The sequence below is a fragment of the Pseudomonas brenneri genome (assembly GCF_007858285.1).
Classification (GTDB): domain Bacteria; phylum Pseudomonadota; class Gammaproteobacteria; order Pseudomonadales; family Pseudomonadaceae; genus Aquipseudomonas; species Aquipseudomonas brenneri.
In genome coordinates this window covers 1-21155 of record NZ_VFIL01000018.1, presented here as the reverse complement: position 1 = coordinate 21155, position 21155 = coordinate 1, and the positions used below count along the sequence as shown (strand labels likewise).

The following is a 21155-nucleotide window of genomic DNA, read 5'->3' as shown; positions in this document are numbered from 1 at the left end:
ACTGCCGCGCATTGCGACCTTGCGCTGAATTTTTCCTACGGTAAACACATGACTTTCGCCTCCCTTGGCCTGATCGAACCCTTGCTGCGCGCCCTTGAGACGCTTGGCTACCAGACCCCGACGCCGGTGCAGGCGCAAGCCATTCCGGCGGTGCTGGCCGGTCGCGACCTGATGGCTGCGGCCCAGACCGGTACCGGCAAGACCGCAGGTTTCGCGGTGCCGCTCCTGCAACTGCTGACGATGGAAGGGCCGAAAGTCACCGCCAACTCGGTGCGCGCGCTGATCCTGTGCCCAACCCGCGAGTTGGCCGAGCAGGTTCACGCCAGCGTCGCCCAATACGCCGAACACCTGCCGCTGACCACCTACGCGGTGTATGGCGGCGTCAGCATCAACCCGCAGATGATGAAGCTGCGCAAGGGCGTCGACATTCTGGTGGCCACGCCTGGCCGCCTGATCGACCTGTTTCGCCAGAACGCGCTGAAACTCAATCAGTTGCAAACCCTGGTGCTGGATGAAGCCGACCGCATGCTGGACCTGGGCTTCTCGGAAGAGCTGGCGAACATTTACCGCATGTTGCCGAAAAAGCGCCAGACCCTGCTGTTTTCCGCGACCTTCTCCGACGATATCCGCCTGCTGGCCGGGCAGATGCTCAATGACCCTTTGAGCATCGAAGTCAGCCCGCGCAACGTTGCCGCCAACACCGTCAAGCAGTGGGTGGTGCCGGTGGACAAGAAGCGCAAGGCCGAGCTGTTTGTGCACCTGATGCGCAAGGGCAAGTGGAAGCAGATGCTGGTGTTCGCCAAGACCCGCAATGGCGTGGATGCGCTGGTAGATAAGCTACAAGGCCTGGGGATCAATGCCGACGGCATCCACGGCGACAAGCCACAAGCCACGCGCCAACGTGCCCTGGACCGCTTCAAGGCCAGCGATGTGCAGATCCTGGTGGCCACTGATGTGGCGGCCCGCGGTCTGGATATTGAAGATTTGCCGATGGTGGTCAACTTTGACCTGCCGATTGTTGCCGAGGATTACATCCACCGTATCGGCCGTACTGGCCGCGCGGGCAACACGGGCGAGGCGATTTCCCTGGTATGTGCCGATGAGGTGAACATGCTCTCGGCCATCGAGATGCTGACCCGCCAGACCCTGACCCGCAAAATGGAACAGGACTTCGAGCCGGAGCACCGGGTGCCGGACACCGATGCCAGTGGGCAGGTGGTGAAAAAGCCGAAAAAACCGAAGAAGCCCAAGACCTCGGGTGGTGGCGGCAAGCGCAACTTGGGCAAGTGGGTAGAAAGCGGGGAAGTTGCGGCAGAGCCGTCGATCAAGCCGGTGCGCAAGGTGCCGGTCTTTAATACCGGGCCGCGTAAGAAGAAGTAATTTCTTTGCTGCCTGTCAGGGCCTCATCGCTGGCTTGCCTGCGATGAGGCCCTGAGTTCGCCGCAACTATTGGCGTTGGAACCATTCCAACACCCCGCGCCCCGTAGCCCGCCCACTGGCAAAACACCCCGTCAGCAAATACCCACCCGTCGGCGCTTCCCAGTCCAGCATCTCTCCGGCACAAAACACTCCCGGCAATTGCTTGAGCATCAAGCGCTCATCCAGCGCCTCAAACGGCACGCCACCTGCGGTGCTGATGGCTTCGTCCATTGGCCGGGTTTTCACCAGGGTCAGCGGCAGAGCCTTGATATCGACGGCCAATTGCTGCGGGTCGCTGAAATGTTCGGCAGGCGCCAACTCGCGCAACAGCGCCCCCTTCACCCCATCCAGCCCCAACTGACTGTGCAAATGCTTGCTCATCGAGCGTGAGCCACGGGGCTTGGCCAATGCAGCCTGCACTTTGTCCAGCGGCTTGCCCGGCAGCAGGTCGATATGCACGGTGGCCGCGCCATCACGGTTGATTGCTTCACGGATCGGCGCCGACAGTGCGTAGATCAAACTGCCTTCGATACCTGTCGCGGTGATCACGCATTCGCCCAACCGAGGTTTGTCAGCTGCCAAACCAATGGCGACATTTTTCAGCGGCGCGCCGGCGAATTTGCTCACCATCAAGTCGCTCCAGGCTGACACCTCGAAGCCACAGTTGCTCGGCTGCAGCGGGGCGCAGGGCACGCCTTGGTCTTCCAGCAATTTGAGCCAGGCGCCGTCGGAACCCAGGCGTGACCAACTGCCGCCGCCGAGGGCCAGTAGCACGGCATCGCTGTGGACAGTTTTCTCGCCATCCGGGCTGTGGATAATTAAGCCGCCATCGGCATTCCAGCCGAGCCAGCGATGGCGGGTGTGGATAACTACCCCTTGGTCGCGCAGGCGCTTGAGCCAGGCCCGCAGCAGCGGTGCGGCTTTCATGTCGGTAGGGAATACCCGGCCGGAGCTACCGACAAAGGTTTTTATCCCCAGGCCATGAATCCACTCGCACAACGCCTCGGCGCCAAACTGGCGCAACAAGGGGGCGATGTCCGGTGCGCGTTCGGCATAGCGCGCAAGGAATGCCGGGTAGGCCTCGGAGTGGGTGATATTCATGCCGCCAACACCTGCCAGCAGGAACTTGCGACCCACCGATGGCATGCCGTCGTACAGGTCCACCCGGACCCCGGCCTGGCTCAATACTTCGGCGGCCATCAGCCCGGCGGGGCCGCCGCCGATGATCGTGACGTGATGGGGCTGGGCTGGGATCTGGGACATGGCGGTGACTGCGGTTCGGCGAAGTAAGCCGAGCATTCTACCCGAGGACCGCAAAACTGCCTGATCAAAAAACGTACACCTTCCTACACGCTATACGCTGTCTGCCTTACAGGTGTTTACGCTCAAGTTATCCACAGGCCGTTCCACAGGCATTGTGGGTAACACTCACGTTTCAATGACAACCTGATGACGTCCAGACCCGTTGCGCGCTGTGGTGCAGGATACCGTGGCGACGGGCCAGGGCAGGGCGGTCCTTGCTGTAACCGCCACCAATCACGCCCATCACCGGGATGTCGCGGCCCAGGCAGTGGCGCATCACGCTTTCGTCACGGGCGGCGACGCCGGCGTCTGTCAGCTTGAGGTAACCGAGGGCGTCGTCCTTGTGTACATCGACACCGGCGTCATACAGCACCAGATCCGGTTGATACAACGGCAGCAGGTAGTTGAGGGCATCGTCCACCACCTTGAGGTAGTCGGCATCGCCCATGCCCATGGGCAGGGGGATATCCCAGTCGCTGGTGGCCTTGCGCGCGGGGAAATTCTTTTCACAGTGCAGGGACACGGTAATGGCATCCGGCGTGTCGTGGAGGATGCGCGCGGTGCCATCACCTTGGTGCACATCGCAGTCGAAGATCAGCACCCGGTTGACCCGTCCGCTGGCCAGCAGGTAGTGGCTGATCACCGCCAGGTCATTGAAGATGCAAAAGCCCGCCGGGTAGTCGTAATGGGCATGGTGGGTGCCGCCCGCCAGGTGGCAGGCCAGGCCGTGCTCCAGGGCCTGCTCGGCGGCCAGCAACGAGCCGCCGACCGCACGCACGGTGCGTCGGGCCAGGGCCTCGCTCCAGGGCAGGCCGAGGCGCCGTTGGTCTTCGCGGGACAACTCACCGCTCATATAGCGTTCGATATAGCCAGGGTCATGGGCCAGGGCGAGGACGTCGGCCGGGCATAATTGGGGGCGCAGCAACTGGCTGTCCTGGGTCAGGCCGCTGTCGACCAGGTGATCGCGCAGCAGCCGGAACTTGTCCATGGGGAAGCGATGATCCGCCGGGAATTCGGGGCTGTAGTCGTCGTGGTAGATCAGTGGCAAAGGCATGGCAATTTCTGACAGGAACCAGCGACGGATCTTAACAGCGCTGTACACTCACGCACATGGCAAGGGAGGGGAACGATGGAGCCGATACTGGAGTTGGAAAGCGCGCGCCTGGTGCTGCGCCAGTGGCGCGACAGCGACCTGCCGGAATTTGCCCGGATGTGTGCCGATCCGCAGGTGATGCGCTATTTCCCGGCCCCCCTGGACCGCTTGGAAAGTGCGGCATTGATCGGGCGAATACGTGGGCATTTTGCTGAGTATGGATTTGGCCTGTGGGCCCTGGAGCGCAAGGACAGCGGCGAGTTTATCGGCCTGACGGGGTTGCTGAATGTCGGCTTTGAAGCCGACTTCACCCCAGCGGTGGAAATTGGCTGGCGCCTGGCCCGCGAGCACTGGGGCCTGGGGTTTGCCAGTGAGGCGGCCTGGACCGCATTGCGCTGTGGGTTTGACCGTTTGCAACTGGAGCAGATCGTGGCCTTCACCACCGAGGCCAACCTGGCGTCGCAGAAAGTCATGCAGGCCATCGGCATGCATTACGATCCGGCGGCAGATTTTCAACACCCCAGGCTCGCGGCGGACGATCCGCTGCGCCATCATGTGTTGTATCGCATCACCCGCGCCCAATGGTTGGACACGCTGCACGGATAGGCAGGCGGTAATACTTGTAGGAGCGGGCTTGCTCGCGAAAAACGTCAACGGTTACGCGGGAGGCCTGACACCCTGCGTCATCCCTGGGCTTTTCGCGAGCAAGCTCGCTCCTACAGTAGAAAATAGAAGGTAGAAACCGTTTTGCTCTGAGGAGAGTGTATGAGCCAAGTGTTGGAAGATCTGGTCGATTTGCTGACCCTGGAACCGATTGAAGAAAACCTCTTTCGCGGCCGCAGCCAGGACTTGGGCTTTCGCCAACTGTTCGGCGGCCAGGTCTTGGGCCAGTCGCTGTCGGCGGCCAGCCAGACCGTCGAAGAAGCGCGGCATGTGCATTCGTTGCACGGCTATTTCCTGCGCCCTGGGGATGCCGGGCTGCCGGTGGTCTATCAAGTGGACCGGGTACGCGATGGCGGCAGTTTCAGTACGCGTCGGGTGACGGCGATTCAGAAGGGCAACCCGATCTTCACCTGCAGTGCCTCGTTCCAGTACGACGAAGAAGGCTTCGAGCACCAGACCACCATGCCGGTAGTGGTGGGGCCGGAGAACCTGCCGTCGGAGTTGGAACTGACCCAGCAGCGCGCGCACCTGATTCCTGAGTCCATGCGCGAAAAATTGCTGTGCCCCAAGCCGATCGAAGTGCGGCCGGTGACTGAGAAAGACCCGTTCAACCCGCAGCCGTCCGATCCGGTCAAATATGTGTGGTTCCGCGCCGATGGTGCCCTGGCCGATTTGCCGGCGCTGCACAAATACCTGCTGGCTTATGCCTCGGACTTCGGCCTGCTGACCACCTCGTTACTGCCCCATGGCAAAACTGTGTGGCAGAAGGACATGCAAGTGGCCAGCCTGGACCATGCGTTATGGTTTCACGCCGATCTGCGTGCCGATGACTGGTTGCTGTACGCCATGGACAGCCCATGGGCCGGCAATTCCCGTGGGTTCTCCCGTGGCAGTGTGTACAACCGCGCTGGCCAACTAGTGGCCTCGGTGACTCAGGAAGGCTTGATTCGCCATCGCAAGGATTGGGCGTGAGCCTGGCGCACGTCAAACACTGGGTGTTCGACATGGACGGCACCCTGACTGTGGCCGTGCATGACTTTGCGGCGATCCGCGTGGCGCTGGAAATTCCGCCCACCGACGACATTCTCACCCACCTGGCGGCATTGCCTGCGGCCGAAGCGGCGGCCAAGCATGCCTGGTTGTTGGCGCATGAGCGCGAACTGGCGCTGGGTTCGGTGGCCGCCACGGGCGCGGTGGAGTTGGTGCGTGATTTGGCGGCACGGGGCTGTCGCCTGGGGATCCTGACGCGCAATGCCCAGGAGTTGGCGCACATCACCTTGCAGGCTATCGGCCTGGCAGACTGTTTTGCCGTGGAAGATGTGCTGGGCCGCGACGACGCCCCGCCCAAGCCGGATCCCGGTGGCCTGCTGAAACTGGCGCAGGCGTGGGATGTAGCGCCCGCCGAGATGGTGATGGTGGGTGACTATCGCTTCGACCTCGATTGCGGCCGGGCGGCGGGAGCGCGGACAGTGTTGGTGAACTTGCCGGAAAACCCTTGGCCGGAATTGGCCGATTGGCATGCCAAGGACTGCGCGGCATTGCGCCAGATGATCTAAACCAAGCACCACATTTCTGATTGGGTTTTGTCTGAAGGATTAGTGGAACAGGGCCGCCTGCCCTTCGGGTGAGGTAAACATCTTGTCGCCGTCATGCCCAACCCCTGGCACTTCAACCAACCGCTGGCTCAACTGCGGATGCCGCTGCTTGAGGTAGTCGAAATAGTTGTGCCCGCGAATCAGCCGATAAGCGCCCTGGGCCTCGGCGGCGCAGCTCTTGTCCAGGGCCGGGTGGTTGGGGTCGGTGTCTTGTTGGCCCAGCAGGTAGGTGATATCGCGTGCGACGTAGGCTTTTTCCAGTTGCTCGGGGCTTTGGCCGTTGGCGTAGGTCGGCAGCTTTTGCATGCCGTACTTCCAGTCATTGAATCCTGAGCAACTGGCCGGCGCGAATTGCACCGGGCGTTGCGGGCTGAAGTAGGCATAGGACGACGGGTTGGCGATCACATAACGCAGGCTGATCCCCGCCGCTTGCAGGGCCGGGTGCGCATGGCCGGTCAGGGCAAAGCGTTGCACCACCTGGCCACCACCGGAATGCCCGGCGACCACTATTTCCTTGAGGGTCGGGAACAGTGTGCGGTTGCCCAGGTGCTTGATGATCTGGTCCAAGGCGCCGTAGGAACTGATCTGGCCATGGCCGATTGACGACTCGCCGGCCATCCACGCATTGCCGTGCCAGCGCAGCACGCTATCGCCCAGGTGATGGCGCTGGATATCCGCATCGTTGAGAAACTGCGGCGCGATCACTAGGGTGTTGGCGCCTTGCCCGGCGTGGGCGGCGGCGTCCTCGGCGCTTTTGAGGTAGGTCTGGGCATTACGCAGCCGGCCATGCACGATAATCAGCGCGCGGGTGACCTGCGGCAGCGGCTGGCGCCAGTCCTGGCTAAGGCCCAGGCTCAGGTCGCCGGCTTGCAGGGTGAATCGATCGGGGCTGATCACCTTGACCGCCTGCCCGGCGGCCAGGGTGGCGGTAGAGCAGGTGATCAGCAGGCCCAGCAGCCATCCGCATCGCTTATTCATTTACAGACTCTTGGCCGAAAACGTGTCGCATTGGCTGATCTGGCCTTGGGCAAACCCGGTCTTGAACCAGCGGACCCGCTGTTGCGAAGTGCCATGGGTGAACGAGTCAGGTACTACGCGGCCTTGGCCCTGCTGCTGCAAGCGGTCGTCGCCGATGGCGTTGGCGGCGTTCAGCGCTTCTTCGATGTCACCCGGTTCCAGCCAGTTCAGGCGCTTTTGCGCGCGGTTGGCCCAGACCCCGGCGAAGCAGTCGGCCTGCAGTTCCTGGCGGACCAGCAAGCCACCATCGCCTTGCATCTGCCGGCCTTGCTGGCGCGCGACCTGGATCTTCGAAGAAATTCCCAGCAGGGTTTGCACGTGGTGACCGACTTCGTGGGCGATCACATAAGCCTGGGCAAAATCGCCGGCCGCCTGGAAGCGTTGGGACATTTCCCGGAAGAAATCCAGGTCCAGGTAGACCTGCTGGTCGGCCGGGCAATAGAACGGGCCGCTGGCGGAGGTCGCGCCACCGCAGGCGGAATTCACCCGGCCACGGAACAGGATCAGCTTGGGATTCTTGTAGGCCAGGCCGTTTTCCTGGAACACCTGGCCAAAGGTGTCTTCGGTGTCGCCCAGCACGGCACGCACAAAGTCTGCCTGCTCATCGTTGGCGGGCGGTGCCTGGCGTGTTTGCGGGCTGACCGAAGGCGCCTGCTCGGTCATCTGGCCGCTCAGTTGCCCGAGGATCTGCATCGGGTCCTGGCCGGTCAACAGACCGATACCGACGATCAGCACGATGGCGGTCAGGCTCAGGCCCTTGCCGCCACCAAAGCGCATGCCGCCACCGCCGCCACCACTGTCATTGCGCGCGTCGACCACGTTGTCGCTGCGCCGACCTTTTTTCCATAGCATGTGGCTATCCTCTTGATGATCGTTATGCAGGAACGAGCTTGCTCGCGAAAAACGCCAAGGCCCGCGTTAAACCAGGCATGCGGCGTTAGCGTTAACGACTTTCGCGAGCAAGCTCGCTCCTACAGTAATAGGGGTTGTGGTGAGTGAGTATGGCCGTTATTGGCGGCAATACCCTTCGCCTGTATTGACCACCAGGCAGTCTTTTTTATCAGCCAGCCATTTCAGGCCAGTGGCTGCACCGTCGCCAGCACGCAGCACTTGCGGGCCGTCCGGGCGGTTGAAGGTGATGCCGTCTTCGCCAGCCTCGCCTTTGAAGGTGCCGGAGGCGTCGGCATCGAGGCCGTATTGCATGGTCAACAGGTAATGCCCGCGGCCGATGCTGTCGTCCTTGCTGACGGTCAGGTGCAGGCCTTCGACGCCGACCCACTTGCCGACCCATTTGTCGGTGGGCAGGGTTTCCGGCACCAGGGTCGCCTGTACGGAGGGCGGCGCCGGCTTCGGGGCCTGGGGGGATTTATCGCAGGCGCTGAGCAGGGCGAGGGTCGAAAGGATCAACAGGGTTTTTTTCATTGGGGACTGGCCTTGGTTAAACAGCATGCAATGGCAGGCTGGCGTGCAGCGTTGGACTGGGTTTGGGCAATTTAGTGCGCTGATCGCCCGCTGTTTGGTTATGCTCTTGAGACCGATGCACCACCCGCTCTAGATTAGCGCGTTGAGTGCCACTGCTTGCGGCGGTCATTTCAGCCTGTCACGCACGAGAATTCAATGACCCTCAGCACCCCTCTTTCCGGCGTCAACCATCCCTTCAAGGGCATCGCGCTGATTGTACTGGCGACGCTCCTGTTTTCCAGCCATGACGCCTTGTCCAAATACCTGGCCGGCTTCTATCCGATCGTGATGGTGGTATGGGCCCGGTACATGGTGCATACGCTGCTGATGGCGGGGATTTTCCTGCCGCAATCGGGCCTGCGCGTGCTGCGCAGCAAGCGCCCGTTGTTGCAGGTCGCCAGGGCCTTGTGCCTGCTGGGTACCAGCCTGTTTTTTACCGCAGCCTTGCATTACATCCCGCTGGCGGAGGCCACGGCGGTGAACTTCCTGGCGCCGATCCTGGTGACGGCCCTGTCGGTGCCGCTGCTCGGCGAGCATGTGACGCGGGGCCAGTGGCTGGCGGTGATCTGCGGGTTTGTCGGGGTGATCATCATCGTGCACCCCGGCGGTGAGTTGTTCACCCCGGCGGTGTTGTTGCCATTGGTCTCGGCGTTGTTCTTCTGCTTCTACCAACTGTTGACCCGCATCCTCAGCCAGTACGACAGCCCGACCACCAGCAACTTCTTCGCCGGCCTGTGCAACACCCTGGTGATGAGCGCGCTGGTGCCGTTCTTCTGGGAAGTACCAACCCTGGGCCATGGTCTGTTGATGCTGGCGCTGGGCAGTTGCGGGATGACCGCGCACTTGATGCTGACCCAGGCCTTCCGCTTCGCCGCGCCGGCCTTGCTGGCGCCGTTCGGCTATTGCCAGATCGTGTTTGCGGGGTTGTTGGGCTGGCTGGTGTTCAACCACACCCCGGACCTGACCACGGTGGTCGGGATCGGGGTGATCTGCCTGAGCGGGTTGGCCGCTGCCTGGCAGCAGCGGCGGCGGTGAATCAGACCTCGACCGTCGGGATCTTGCGCGGTGCCATGAAGTACATCCAGGTCAGGGCAAGGAAGTACATCGCCGGGATCAGGGTGAACAGCACGGTGTAGTTGTTGTTGGTCACGGTCAGGATATGGCCGACGATCTGCGTCATGAACATCCCGCCGATGGCCGCGCACATCCCGCCAAAACCGAACACCGTGCTCATCATGTGCTTGGGCGTGTAGTCCATCACCAGGCTCCAGATATTGGCGGTCCAGGCCTGGTGCGCGCCGATGGCCAGGGAGATGGCAAACACCGCGACCCACAACTGGCTGGAGCCTGCGGCCATGATCACGCCGACGATGCAGCAGGCAAACAGCAGCATCGACAGCAAGCGCGCCTTGATCGGCTGCATGCCGCGACCGATGAGGAACGAGGACAGGATCCCGCCGCCCACGCTGCCGAAGTCTGCCGTCAGGTAAATGATGATCAGCGGGATACCCATCTGGGTCACGTTGATCCCCAGGTTGTATTGCTGGTTGAGAAACGGCGGCAGCCAGTATAGGTAGAACCAGAACACCGGCGCGGTCAGGGCGTAGGCAATGGCGAAGGCCCAGGTGCCGCGCATGCGCAGGATGCGACTGAAGGGCGCGCGCGGTTGTTCCGGCTCGACTTCCTGTTGCACGTAGTCCAGTTCCGATTGCTTCACGCTTGGATGGTCTTCGGGGTTGTAGTACTTCAGGCCCCAGAACACCAGCCAGATACCACCCAGCGCCGCCATGCACAGGAAGGCGGCCTGCCAGCCCCACACATGCAGCACCAGTGGCAACAGCATCGGGGTCATCATGGCGCCGACGTTGGTGCCGGCGTTGAAGATGCCGGTGGCCACCGCGCGCTCGCCAGCGGGGAACCACAGGCGGGTGGTCTTGACGCAGGCGGGGTAGTTGGCCGCTTCGGTCAGGCCGAGGATAAAGCGGCAGACCATAAAGCCCACTGCTGAGGTCGCCAGGCCGTGGGCGCCGGTGGCGATGCTCCACAACAGCACCGCGCAGAAGAACACACGCTTGACGCCGACCCGGTCGATCAACCGGCCTTGCAAGACAAAACCAATGGCGTAACCGACCTGGAACCAGAAGTTGATGTTGGCGTAGTCCATCGCCGTCCAGCTCATCTCCTTGGCCAGGATCGGCTGCATCACGCCCAGGGCGGCGCGGTCGATGTAGTTCAGGGTGGTGGCGAAAAACACCAGGGCCAGCATGCCCCAGCGGGTTTTGCCGACGGCGAGGGCGCCGCGAATCTTGTCGCCAATAGCCGCTTGCGGGTTGCCGGGGCGCGGGGCCACGGCGGAGTTTTGCGAAGGCATGAGAGGTACCCGTTTTTTGAAATTCTTATGGTGTGTTCTGGGTCGTGATCACAGGTGCACGCCGATTAAAAGCGGCCCTGGATGCGCAATCGATGGTGCGCAGTGGCTAAAAAATCGTCAATTCGCCAATTGCCATTGTGTTCGATAATCGCCCATAAAACTAACCGGTTCGTACATTTTGAATTGCTGCTTTATTATTGCGCGCGGCCAATAATTTGCCGCAAACAAGACCAGCCTTCATTGCCGGGAGTCACCCCATGCAACGTTCCATCGCCACAGTTTCCCTGAGCGGCACCCTGCCGGAAAAGCTCGAAGCCATTGCTGCGGCTGGGTTTGATGGGGTGGAAATCTTCGAGAACGACTTGCTGTATTACGACGGCAGCCCCCGCGAAGTGCGGCAGATGTGTGCCGACCTGGGCATTGCCATCACGCTGTTCCAGCCGTTTCGCGACTTCGAAGGATGCCGCCGCGAACGCCTGGCGCGCAACCTGGAGCGGGCCGAGCGCAAGTTCGACCTGATGCAGGAACTGGGCACCGACCTGGTGCTGGTGTGCAGCAATGCCTCGGCGGATTCCACGGGCGAACATTCGATCCTGCGCGATGACTTGAGTCTTTTGGCCGAACACGCCGGTCGGCGCGGCTTGCGCATTGGCTACGAAGCCCTGGCCTGGGGCCGGCACGTCAACACCTGGCAACAGGTCTGGCAACTGGTGCGCGAGATCGATCACCCCAGTCTCGGGGTGTTGCTGGACAGTTTTCATACCTTGTCGCTCAAGGGCGATCCGGCGGCCATTGCCGAGATTCCCGGCGACAAGATCTTCTTCGTGCAAATGGCCGACGCGCCGATCCTGGCCATGGATGTGCTGGAGTGGAGTCGTCATTTCCGTTGTTTCCCCGGCCAGGGCGAGTTCGACCTGCCGGGCTTCTTGGCGCCGATCATCCAGAGTGGCTACACCGGGCCGCTGTCCCTGGAGATTTTCAACGATGGTTTTCGCGCTGCGCCCACCCGGGCCAACGCGGCGGATGGTTTGCGCTCGTTGCTGTATCTGGAAGAGAAGACCCGTCAACGCCTGGAACAACAGGCTACGCCGGTGGATATCCTGTTCGAAACCCCGCCTGCCAGCGAGTACGATGGCATCGAGTTCCTGGAGTTCGCGGTGGATGAAAACCTCGGCGCCCGGCTCACGCAATGGCTGCAGCGCCTGGGGTTCGTCAAGGCCGGGCAGCACCGGTCCAAGAGTGTGAGCCTGCTGCGTCAGGGCGATATCAACCTGATCCTCAACTGCGAGCCTTACTCCTTTGCCCACAACTTTTTCGAGGCCCATGGCCCGTCGTTGTGCGCCACGGCGATCCGCGTCAAGGACAGCGCCAAGGCCCTGGAACGGGCAGTGGCCTACAAGGGCCAACCCTATCGTGGCTTGGTCGGGCCCAATGAACTGGAGCTGGCGGCGGTGCGTGCGCCGGATGGCAGCCTGATCTACCTGGTGGACCAGCACGCGGGCGGGATCTACGACACTGATTTCAACCTGCAAACCGCAAGCAGCAACAGCGGTGGCTTGCTGCGCATCGACCATATGGCCATGGCTTTGCCGGCCGACAGCCTCGACAGTTGGGTGCTGTTCTACAAGAGCCTGCTGGATTTCGAGGCCGACGATGAAGTGGTGTTGCCGGACCCCTACGGCCTGGTCAAGAGCCGGGCGCTGCGCAGCCGCTGCAGCTCGATCCGCCTGCCGCTGAATATTTCCGAGAACCGCAATACGGCGATCTCCCACGCGCTATCGAGCTACCGTGGCTCCGGGGTGCATCACATTGCCTTCGATTGCGCGGATATTTTCGCCGAGGTCAGCCGGGCCAAGGAGGCGGGCGTGCCGCTGCTGGATATCCCGCTCAACTATTACGATGACCTGGCGGCGCGGTTTGATTTCGACGATCAGTTTCTCAGCGAGCTGGCGTACTACAACGTGTTGTACGACCGTGACGCCCAGGGCGGTGAGTTGTTTCACGTGTACACCGAGCCCTTCGAAGGGCGGTTTTTCTTCGAGATCATCCAGCGCAAAAACGGCTATGCGGGTTATGGCGCGGCCAATGTGGCGGTACGCCTGGCGGCCATGGCCAAGTCGCGCAGCGGTGCGGTGCGCCAGGCCAAGTTGTAGGGGGTTGGCGCTTCCTTCGTACGACGTGGCGGCCCATAATCACGGCCTGCATAAATGGCCGTGAGCGCACCATGAACCCGACGTCCGAACTGCCCGACGCCCCCCTGGCGCCGCGCAAGAGCCGCAAGAACAACCCGGAAAAGACCCGCGAGAACATTCTGCAAGAGGCCATTGTCGAGTTCGTGCAGCAGGGGCTTTCCGGTGCGCGGGTGGATGCCATCGCCGAGCGCATCCACACCTCCAAACGCATGATCTATTACTACTTCGGCAGTAAGGAACAGCTGTACGTCGAGGTCCTGGAAAAGCTCTACGGGGATATCCGCAACACCGAGACCCGGATGAACCTCACCGAACTGGAACCCCGTGAAGCGATCCGACGCCTGGTGGAGTTCACCTTCGACCACCATGACCAGAATGTGGATTTTGTGCGGATTGTCAGCATCGAGAACATTCACAACGCCGAGTATGTGAAAGAGTCGGATGCGATCAAGGCAATGAACAGCAACATCCTTGAAGCGCTGGGCGCGACCTTGCGCCGGGGGGCGGAACTGGGGGTATTTCGCGCTGGGCTGGAGCCGCTGGATGTGCATTTACTGATCAATTCGTTCAGCTTTTACCGGGTGTCCAACCGGCATACCTTCAGTGAGATCTTTCAGATCGAGTTGTCGGATGAGGCAATCAAGCAGCGGCATCGGGCGATGATCTGCGAGTCGGTGCTGCGTTACCTACAGGCCTGACTCCCCCGCCGAACTCAATGTGGGGTGGGCTTGTGTGGGAGCAAGCCCGCTCCCACATTTGGATTCGGTTCCTACCGTGAAGTATTCATGCTCTGGAAATGATCGAGCATCCTTTGTGCATCTGCTTTCTTGCCGCTGAACAACTCAAACGCCTTCACCGCCTGGAACACGGCCATATTCCCCCCATCCAACGTGCGGCAACCCAAGGCCCTGGCCGTGCGCAACAGTTCGGTTTCCAGCGGGAAGTAGACGATGTCCGCTACCCATAAATCCGCGCGTAACAAGCCCGCTGGTACCGGCATGCCCGGCAGCTTGGCCATGCCCATGGGCGTGGTGTTGACCAGGCCGTCAGTCGCCGCCATCGCGCTATCGAGGTCACTGCCGGCATACGCCCGGCCGGGACCGAAATGCTGATTGAGGTTGGCAGCCAGGCTTTGGGCGCGGTCGTTATCCACATCAAAAATACTCAACTGCCCAACCCCTTCGGCCAACAGTGCGTGGGCCACTGCCGCGCCCGCGCCACCGGCCCCCATCTGCACCACGCGTTGGCGCGCAGCCTCATGCAGGCCACGGCGAAACCCTTCGGCAAAACCCAGGCAGTCGGTGTTGTGGCCAATGCGCTTGCCGTCGCGCCACACCACCGTGTTGACCGCGCCGATGCCTCGCGCTTCGGGCGACAGTTCATCGAGCAGCGCCAGGATCACTTGCTTGCAGGGGTAGGTGATGTTCAACCCGGTGAAGTTCATCTGCTCGGCGGCCTTGAGCAGGTCGGGCAGGGCGCTGCTGTCCAGGTGCAACTGATCCAGATCGATCAGGCGATACAGGTAGCGCAAGCCTTGGGCATCGCCTTCCTGCTCATGCAGGGCCGGTGTACGCGACGCTTGGATGCCAGCGCCGATCAGGCCGGCAAGAATACGCGGCTTCATTTGAGTTCCCGGCTGAAATGCTCAAGGGCCAGGTGATAGCCGTGGCTGCCAAACCCGGCGAGCACGGCCTTGGCGATAGGCGAGACGAAGGAATGGTGGCGGAAGGGTTCACGGGCGTGCACGTTGGACAGATGCACTTCGATCACCGGCAATTCACTGGCCACCAGGGCGTCGCGGATGGCTACCGAGGTGTGGGTCCAGGCCGCTGGGTTGATGACAATCCCGGCACAACGGGCGCGGGCGCCGTGGATCCAGTCCAGCAGTTCGCCTTCATGGTTGGTCTGGCGAAACTCCAGTTTCAGCCCGAATTGTTCGGCGCTGCGACCGCATAGCGCGGCGACGTCGGCCAGGGTCTCGTGGCCATAGGTGGCCGGTTCGCGGGTGCCGAGCAGGTTCAGGTTGGGACCGTTGAGGACCAGCACAATAGGTGGCATAGGGATGTCTCCACTGTTGTTTTTATTGATGAGGACAAAATGTACTGAATAGTTAATTTGGTCAATTGACGAAGTGTCCTGCTGTGGATAACCGTTCGATTATCGAACGCTGAATAAGGTTTTTCGACACTGCCCAAGAGCGGATATCAATTGAAAATCATTCTCGACAACGCTTAAGATGCCCGCCTGTTTCCTTTACATCCCAGGGAGTCGGTTTGTCGGACGTGGATCTCAAGGGCCTCTTTCTCAAGCATGCCGATACCCTGCGCCGGTATCTGCTGCGCAAGGTACGGGACCCTCAGTTGGCTGCGGACCTGGTGCAGGAGAGCTTTCTGCGCCTGGCACAAAAGCCCTCCAGTGAACGGATCGACAACTCCCAGGGCTATCTCTACCGCACGGCGAGCAATCTGCTGATCGACCATATCCGCCAGGAAGCACGGCGCAAGACCGACTCCGTGCCCCATGAGGCGCTGGCCGAGATTGAAGATGAAGTGGCCGGGTTGGAGGCTCAGGCAATGGCGCAACAACAGCGACAGGCATTGAAGCAGGCGTTGGCGGAACTGCCGGAGCGTACGCAGCAGATTTTCCGCCTTAACCGCGTTGAAGGCATGACCCACGCCCAGGTCGCGCGGCACCTTGAAATTTCCGACAGTTCAGTGCAAAAACATCTGGCCAAGGCGCTGGCACATGTCATGCAGCGTTTGCGGGAGGGCGATGTGACGCCATCCGATGAATGAATTACTGGAAAAATGCTGCTCAAACGTCACTGTTTCATACAACGAGAATTCGAGACTCACACGTGAATAGCCCGGAGTCGCAACAGCCCAGCATTACTGAGACCGCCGCCGATTGGGCAGTGCGCCTGCATGCGGGTGGGCTGGATGTGCAGGAGCATGCCGAACTGCAACGCTGGATCGACAGCGACAGCCGTCACGCTGCGGAACTGGCGTTTGCCCAGCAGACCTGGGCGGCGCTGGGCGACTTGCAATTGGACACGCCGGTGCATCGCCAGCGTCCGCCTTCGGTTGGTGTGCCATCGCGTCGCGCCCAGCGTCGGCGGCCATGGCGCGTGGCCGCAAGCGTCGCGCTGTTGCTGGTGGTCGCCGGTGTTGGCTGGTTGCAGGGGCCGCAAGCCTTGCTGCAGATGCAGGCCGACTACCTGACTGCCAAGGGCGAAGTGCGCATGGTCCGCCTGGTGGACGGCAGCACCGTGGAACTGGATTCCTCCAGCGCCATCCGCCTGGACTTCGACGGCGAGCAGCGCCGGATCAGCCTGTTGGCCGGCTCGGCGATTTTCGACGTGGCGCCCATGGCTGGACAGGAAACCCGGCCATTCGTGGTGCGGAGTGCTGGCGGGCAAACTCGGGCGCTGGGCACGCGCTTTGTGGTCGGTCGCGAGGCAGACGACCAGGCGTGGGTGGGTGTGCTGCAACACAGCGTGGCCGTGACCCAGCAAGACAAGCCACAAACCACGGTCCTCCAGGAAGGGCAGGCCGCCCGCTACAGCATGCAAAACGGTGTGGTTGACCTGCCCAACCTTGACCTGGCCCGGGCCACCAGTTGGCGGCGCGGGGTGCTGGTGTTCGATCGCCAGCCGCTGGCCAAGGTGGTTGAAGAGCTCAATCGCTACCGCCCCGGCCGGGTGGTGCTGACCGATGCCGAGCTGGGCAAGCGTGAAGTCAGCGCGGTGGTGCGCCTCGACATGCTGGACAAGGCGCTGGGCACCTTGACCGAAGAGTTGCAGGTGCGGCGCTTTGATCTGGCGGGTGTCAGCCTGATCTACTGACACACCGCAAACCCCTCTGTAGACCGACACTGTGTAGGAGCCGGCTTGCCGGCGATGCAGGCAACTCGGTCTATCTGGCACACCGAGGTGACGCTATCGCCGGCAAGCCAGCTCCTACAAAAGTCCGCACTCCTGGCTGATCTTCCAATAATTTTCAGAAACACTTACTGAGTCCCTATCCCTGACGCGTCTTGCTAATCGAGAAGTATTCGCATAAACAAAAAACGCTCAGCGAAGGGATCACCACAATGTCTGCAATCACCAAAGGGCGCACCACCGGCAGCCGGTTGGCCCTGGCCATTCACTTGGGTCTGTTTGCCAGCGCAGGGCAAGCCTACGCCGCCGCTCCTGTGGCTGGCGCTTCGCAACCTGCGACGCTGATGTTCGATATTCCCGCCCAACCTCTGGGCGGCGCAGTCCTGGCCTTTGCCGACCAGGCCGGCCTGCAGGTGCTGTTCGACAGCCCGCGCCTGCAAGGCCTCAGCAGCACCGCGCTCAAGGGCCAGTACAGCGCCCAGGAAGGCCTGGGGCGTTTGTTGGGCAGCGCACCGGTGGAGTATCGCTTTACCGGCGAACGCCAGGTCACCCTCAATCGCGTCAGTGTCGAACAGGACAGCGCGTTGACTGTCGGCACCACGACCATCAACGCCACTACCAACGGCAAGCCCAGTGACTGGGTGTACGAAACGCCGCGCTCGGTGGCGGTGATCACCCGCGAGCAGATCGACAAGCGCCCACCCCGGCATGCCGCCGATATGCTCGAAGAAACTGCTGGTGTCTACACCGCCGTCAACCAGCGTGACCCTGGCCTGTCGGTGAATATCCGTGGGGTGCAGGACTACGGCCGGGTGAATATGAACATCGATGGCATGCGCCAGAACTTCAACGTAAACGGCCACCAGCAGCGCAACGGGACGATGGTGATCGACCCCGAATTTGTCTCCAGTATCGAGATCGACAAGGGCAGCCAGTCGGGCATGGGCGGCGCGGCGGTGCTCGGCGGGATTGCGTCCTTCAAGACCCTGGACGCCAGTGAGTTTTTGGCCGATGGCAAGGAGTACGGCGGGCGTCTGCGCGCGGGTAACGGCATCGGCAAACTGGGCAATGGCACTAACTTTAACGGCAGCGGGGTGTTTGCCTTTGGCGATGAGCGTGGCGATGTGCTGCTGGGCTACAGCGAGCGGCACTTTGGCGATTACCGCGCCGGTACCAACAACGACCAGAAACTGGGCACCAACCTGCGCGCGCGCAAATACCAACCCGAAGCGTTTGACGATTGGTTGAACAGCGAAGTCGGCGATATGGGCAGCGTGACCCGTTCACAGATCGTCAAGCTGGGCTTGAACCTGCCCAACGATCAGCGCGTGCAACTGAGCTACCTGCAAACCGATAGCGACAGCAACGACGCCTGGGCCTATACCGCCGACGATGGGCAAAGCGTTTACTACCAGCGCGTGAGCAAGAACAACCTCAACGCCAAGAACGTCGCGCTGGACTACAGCTACATCCCGGACAACCCACTGATCGACTTCAAGGCCAAGGCGTATTACGTCACGACTCAATTGGAGCGGACCCATGCGCCGAACCTGGCGACGCCGGGCACGGGCAACGAGGTCGGCGGCTACACCGACCACTTCCAGACCGACACCTGGGGCTTGCAGGCCGACAACACCTCGCGCTTCGATTTCAATACGCTGGGACAGGTCAAATGGAACTACGGCCTGGAGATGTACCAGGACGAATTCAAACCGCGTACCAACAAGGTCGAGGCGGTCAACCTCCAGGGCTTGCTGCCGTACGTCGAAGGCGCCACCCCGGGCGGCAAGCGCACCATCGCCAGCCTGTTCAGCAATCTGCAATACGAGTACGACAACTGGCTGACCCTGGATGCCGGCCTGCGGTACGACCGCTATCGGCTTGAGGGTCAAACCGGGATGACCCTCTACAAGCGTGACCGTTTCTACAACAGCCTGGTGGGCGCCAAGCGGGTGGCCGAGGTGTTTGATATCGACAATGAAGAAGGGCACTTCTCGCCCACCTTTGGCATCGGTATCAAGCCGGGGCTTGAGTGGATGCAACTCTATGCGCGCTGGGGCAAGGGCTGGCGCCCGCCGGCAGTCACGGAGACTTTCATGACCGGTCGGCCCCATGGCGGCAACTCGTCAGAGCGGGTGTTTCCCAACCCTTATCTGAAGGCTGAAGAGTCGCGGGATTGGGAAATGGGCGTCAACGTGTTCAAGGAAGGGTTGTTTTTCAACGACGATCGCCTGGGCATGAAGGTCGCCTACTTCGATACCAAGATCGAAAACTTCTCATTCCTCAACCACAGCGTCAGCTTGCCGGAAACCAGCATTGGCGGTTTCCTGGGGACCATGGCCTACGTCAACAACACGGCGCCGACGCGCTTTCGCGGCATGGAATACCAACTCAACTACGACATGGGCCGGGCCTACGCGAACCTGAGCTACACCCACATGATCGGCAGTAACGACTTTTGCTCGAAGAACTATTACATGGGCGGCGCCAAGACCAGCGGGCCCCGAACCACACGTATCGAATCCTACATTCGCCCGGATGGCCGCCCGGGTATCCGGCCGGTCACGACCTATGAAGTGCTGGATGACGATGTTGCCAACAATAAGGAAAGCTGCGGCCGGATCATGGGCAACGCCACTTATATGCCAGCAGATCGCGGCTCGTTGACCCTGGGCGCGCGGTTCCTGGAAAAGCGCCTGGATACCGGGGTGCGAGTGCGCTACAGCTCGGGCAACGGCGCCAACCTCAACCAGCAGGGCTACGAGTTCATCGACCAGGCACTGTGGCCGCAATACACCCTCTATGACCTGTATGCCAGTTACTGGATGACTGACCATTTGAACCTTGGCCTGGCCCTGGAAAACGCCACTGACGAAGCCTATTTCGTTGCCATGGGCGACGCCAACAACCTCAGCCTGGCGCGCGGTCGCACGTTGAGCGGGATGCTGGAATACAAGTTTTGATCTAGGTGTTTGAGCCCGTAGGTCCTGGGTATTCGCGGTTACAACCCGGCATTTGAAGCCGTACCAATCGTTACTAGTCTGTGAGGCAGCCCTGGCAATTAGAAGGCGCCGGTTGTCGGTTGGTGCTCGATAAAGCGCTGATCGCTGAAAAATAACCTAACGGATGGGTTACGATGAGAGTAGGCACTTACAAGGGACATGTGATTGCAGTGTTGCTCCGGGATGAGCATTGCCCGCCGCACGTCCATGTGGCGGGCAAGGACTGGGATGCGCGTTTTCGTTTCAGTTTTCTGGATGGGGACGTGGAGTTGTGGGATGTGGATCCCGAGCGGCGGCGACCATCAGGTGCAGTTCTGGAAGGCATTCGCCAGACACTGCGGCAGCGACATTATCTGGCGCGGGCACGAAGGATCTGGTGGGAGAAGCTGCAAACGGTCTGCCTGGACAACCATTCCTGGGATTGGGAGGCCGATGAGGTTGTGCCGGGTCTGGTCATCCGGCGGGGTGTCTACGTGATTGCCAGTGCCCGGCATGATGTTGCGGGGCGGCGAACCATTTTGAATCTGGTGAGGGCGCCAGGTTCCGTAGAGATTGAGTTATGAAAATTGTAAAAGCCAAAGTCCGACCCGATGCACCTATCACTGAGACCGATATTGATAAGGCCGTGGCCCGTGGGCGCAAGCTCAAGCGGGTGTACGCCAATGCCAGTTCCGTGCGCTACGAAGATGACTGCATCTCCATCGGCTTCGGCGACGGCAGCCGCATTGTGTTGCCGGTGGCCGGCCTTGTGGAGTTCGAAGGTTTTTCTGTACAGGACTTCCAGAAGCTTGAGGTCGGGTTTGGTGGCAAGGCGCTGTGCTGTGAGGGCCGAGACCTGCATGTTTCCATCAGCGGCCTGATTGCCACGAGCCAGCCCTTGATGGATCTGGCCGCGAGCATGGTGGCATCGCGCAATGGCCGTAAAACCAGTGCTGCCAAGTCCGAAGCCGCCCGCGCCAATGGCAAGAAGGGCGGTCGGCCGCGTAAGGAAGAATAAGTCGGGGATACCCGCCAATCCAATGTGTACGGGCTTATGGACTGCCCCCAAGAAGTTGGACACAAATCCAATTTCTTGGGGTGTTCACATGAGCAAGTATTCAGATCAATTCAAGCTCACCGCTGTTCAGGCCTACCTGGAGGATGGCAAAGGGTTCAGAACA

The 21155-nt window shown here is 61.2% G+C and carries 20 protein-coding genes; 12 read left to right on the top strand and 8 right to left on the bottom strand.

Features of this window, described 5'->3' with window-relative positions:
• Positions 1-48: 48 nt before the first annotated feature.
• Positions 49-1380: a DEAD/DEAH box helicase gene (locus tag FJD34_RS26625; RefSeq protein ID WP_090292121.1), complete on the top strand. Its 1332-nt coding sequence runs from the start codon at positions 49-51 to the stop codon at positions 1378-1380.
• A 66-nt stretch (positions 1381-1446) separates the two neighbouring features.
• Here FJD34_RS26625 and FJD34_RS26620 read toward each other — a convergent pair whose 3' ends face one another.
• Together FJD34_RS26620 and FJD34_RS26615 are read right to left on the bottom strand one after the other, a co-directional pair.
• The gene (locus FJD34_RS26620; RefSeq protein WP_146552288.1) at positions 1447-2718 is read right to left on the bottom strand and encodes a TIGR03862 family flavoprotein; all 1272 of its coding nucleotides are present in this window, start codon (positions 2716-2718) and stop codon (positions 1447-1449) included.
• A 136-nt stretch (positions 2719-2854) separates the two neighbouring features.
• Complete coding sequence (locus FJD34_RS26615) at positions 2855-3775, bottom strand: histone deacetylase family protein (protein ID WP_090293210.1); 921 nt, start codon at positions 3773-3775, stop codon at positions 2855-2857.
• Between the two features lie 75 nt (positions 3776-3850).
• On the opposite strand from FJD34_RS26615, the gene FJD34_RS26610 reads away from it, so the two are divergent.
• The 3 genes from FJD34_RS26610 to FJD34_RS26600 all read left to right on the top strand — a co-directional run bounded on the left by FJD34_RS26610 (position 3851) and on the right by FJD34_RS26600 (position 6033).
• Positions 3851-4420 carry a GNAT family N-acetyltransferase gene (locus FJD34_RS26610; protein WP_032861806.1) on the top strand — a complete coding sequence of 190 codons (570 nt, stop codon included), beginning with the start codon at positions 3851-3853 and terminating at the stop codon, positions 4418-4420.
• Positions 4421-4579: 159 nt separating this feature from the next.
• A complete protein-coding gene (gene tesB / locus FJD34_RS26605; RefSeq protein ID WP_032861807.1) occupies positions 4580-5449 on the top strand; it encodes an acyl-CoA thioesterase II in 870 nt (289 codons plus the stop codon).
• Positions 5446-6033 (top strand): HAD family hydrolase, encoded by a 588-nt coding sequence (locus FJD34_RS26600; protein ID WP_032861809.1) that lies wholly within the window; start codon positions 5446-5448, stop codon positions 6031-6033. Before tesB ends, FJD34_RS26600 begins: the two co-directional genes overlap by 4 nt.
• A 39-nt stretch (positions 6034-6072) precedes the next feature.
• Here the strand turns inward: FJD34_RS26600 and FJD34_RS26595 are convergent, their stop codons facing one another.
• The 3 genes from FJD34_RS26595 to FJD34_RS26585 all read right to left on the bottom strand — a co-directional run bounded on the left by FJD34_RS26595 (position 6073) and on the right by FJD34_RS26585 (position 8511).
• A complete protein-coding gene (locus FJD34_RS26595) occupies positions 6073-7050 on the bottom strand; it encodes an alpha/beta fold hydrolase (protein WP_032861811.1) in 978 nt (325 codons plus the stop codon).
• Complete coding sequence (gene ypfJ / locus FJD34_RS26590) at positions 7051-7941, bottom strand: KPN_02809 family neutral zinc metallopeptidase (RefSeq protein ID WP_032861813.1); 891 nt, start codon at positions 7939-7941, stop codon at positions 7051-7053. It lies immediately after the preceding gene.
• A gap of 156 nt (positions 7942-8097) precedes the next feature.
• The gene (locus FJD34_RS26585; protein ID WP_032861815.1) at positions 8098-8511 is read right to left on the bottom strand and encodes a hypothetical protein; all 414 of its coding nucleotides are present in this window, start codon (positions 8509-8511) and stop codon (positions 8098-8100) included.
• A gap of 195 nt (positions 8512-8706) precedes the next feature.
• Here FJD34_RS26585 and FJD34_RS26580 point away from each other — a divergent pair, with 195 nt between their 5' ends.
• The gene (locus FJD34_RS26580; RefSeq protein WP_032861818.1) at positions 8707-9585 is read left to right on the top strand and encodes a DMT family transporter; all 879 of its coding nucleotides are present in this window, start codon (positions 8707-8709) and stop codon (positions 9583-9585) included.
• 1 nt (position 9586) lies between these two features.
• Here FJD34_RS26580 and FJD34_RS26575 read toward each other — a convergent pair whose 3' ends face one another.
• Positions 9587-10921 carry an MFS transporter gene (locus tag FJD34_RS26575; protein WP_090292117.1) on the bottom strand — a complete coding sequence of 445 codons (1335 nt, stop codon included), beginning with the start codon at positions 10919-10921 and terminating at the stop codon, positions 9587-9589.
• A gap of 257 nt (positions 10922-11178) precedes the next feature.
• Between FJD34_RS26575 and quiC the strand changes: the two genes are divergently transcribed.
• Both quiC and FJD34_RS26565 read left to right on the top strand, forming a co-directional pair.
• Positions 11179-13074, top strand: coding sequence for a 3-dehydroshikimate dehydratase QuiC (quiC, locus tag FJD34_RS26570; RefSeq protein WP_090292115.1), 1896 nt, complete (start codon positions 11179-11181; stop codon positions 13072-13074).
• Positions 13075-13145: 71 nt separating this feature from the next.
• Entirely contained in the window at positions 13146-13811 is a 666-nt protein-coding gene (locus FJD34_RS26565) for a TetR/AcrR family transcriptional regulator (protein ID WP_032861824.1), read from the top strand.
• A gap of 71 nt (positions 13812-13882) precedes the next feature.
• On the opposite strand, the gene FJD34_RS26560 is transcribed toward FJD34_RS26565, so the two are convergent.
• Together FJD34_RS26560 and aroQ are read right to left on the bottom strand one after the other, a co-directional pair.
• Positions 13883-14737: a shikimate dehydrogenase gene (locus FJD34_RS26560; protein ID WP_065942814.1), complete on the bottom strand. Its 855-nt coding sequence runs from the start codon at positions 14735-14737 to the stop codon at positions 13883-13885.
• Positions 14734-15171: a type II 3-dehydroquinate dehydratase gene (gene aroQ, locus FJD34_RS26555; protein ID WP_032861827.1), complete on the bottom strand. Its 438-nt coding sequence runs from the start codon at positions 15169-15171 to the stop codon at positions 14734-14736. Before aroQ ends, FJD34_RS26560 begins: the two co-directional genes overlap by 4 nt.
• A 215-nt stretch (positions 15172-15386) precedes the next feature.
• On the opposite strand from aroQ, the gene FJD34_RS26550 reads away from it, so the two are divergent.
• From FJD34_RS26550 to FJD34_RS26530, 5 genes are all read left to right on the top strand, one after another.
• Positions 15387-15908: an RNA polymerase sigma factor gene (locus FJD34_RS26550; RefSeq protein ID WP_032861829.1), complete on the top strand. Its 522-nt coding sequence runs from the start codon at positions 15387-15389 to the stop codon at positions 15906-15908.
• A 62-nt stretch (positions 15909-15970) separates the two neighbouring features.
• Positions 15971-16957: a FecR family protein gene (locus FJD34_RS26545; protein ID WP_090292112.1), complete on the top strand. Its 987-nt coding sequence runs from the start codon at positions 15971-15973 to the stop codon at positions 16955-16957.
• Positions 16958-17205: 248 nt separating this feature from the next.
• Positions 17206-19956, top strand: coding sequence for a TonB-dependent receptor (locus FJD34_RS26540; RefSeq protein WP_090292110.1), 2751 nt, complete (start codon positions 17206-17208; stop codon positions 19954-19956).
• Between the two features lie 173 nt (positions 19957-20129).
• The gene (locus tag FJD34_RS26535) at positions 20130-20558 is read left to right on the top strand and encodes a hypothetical protein (RefSeq protein WP_032861835.1); all 429 of its coding nucleotides are present in this window, start codon (positions 20130-20132) and stop codon (positions 20556-20558) included.
• Positions 20555-20992 carry a DUF2442 domain-containing protein gene (locus FJD34_RS26530; protein ID WP_090292108.1) on the top strand — a complete coding sequence of 146 codons (438 nt, stop codon included), beginning with the start codon at positions 20555-20557 and terminating at the stop codon, positions 20990-20992. The genes FJD34_RS26535 and FJD34_RS26530 overlap by 4 nt, the downstream gene beginning before the upstream one ends.
• Positions 20993-21155: the final 163 nt, after the last annotated feature.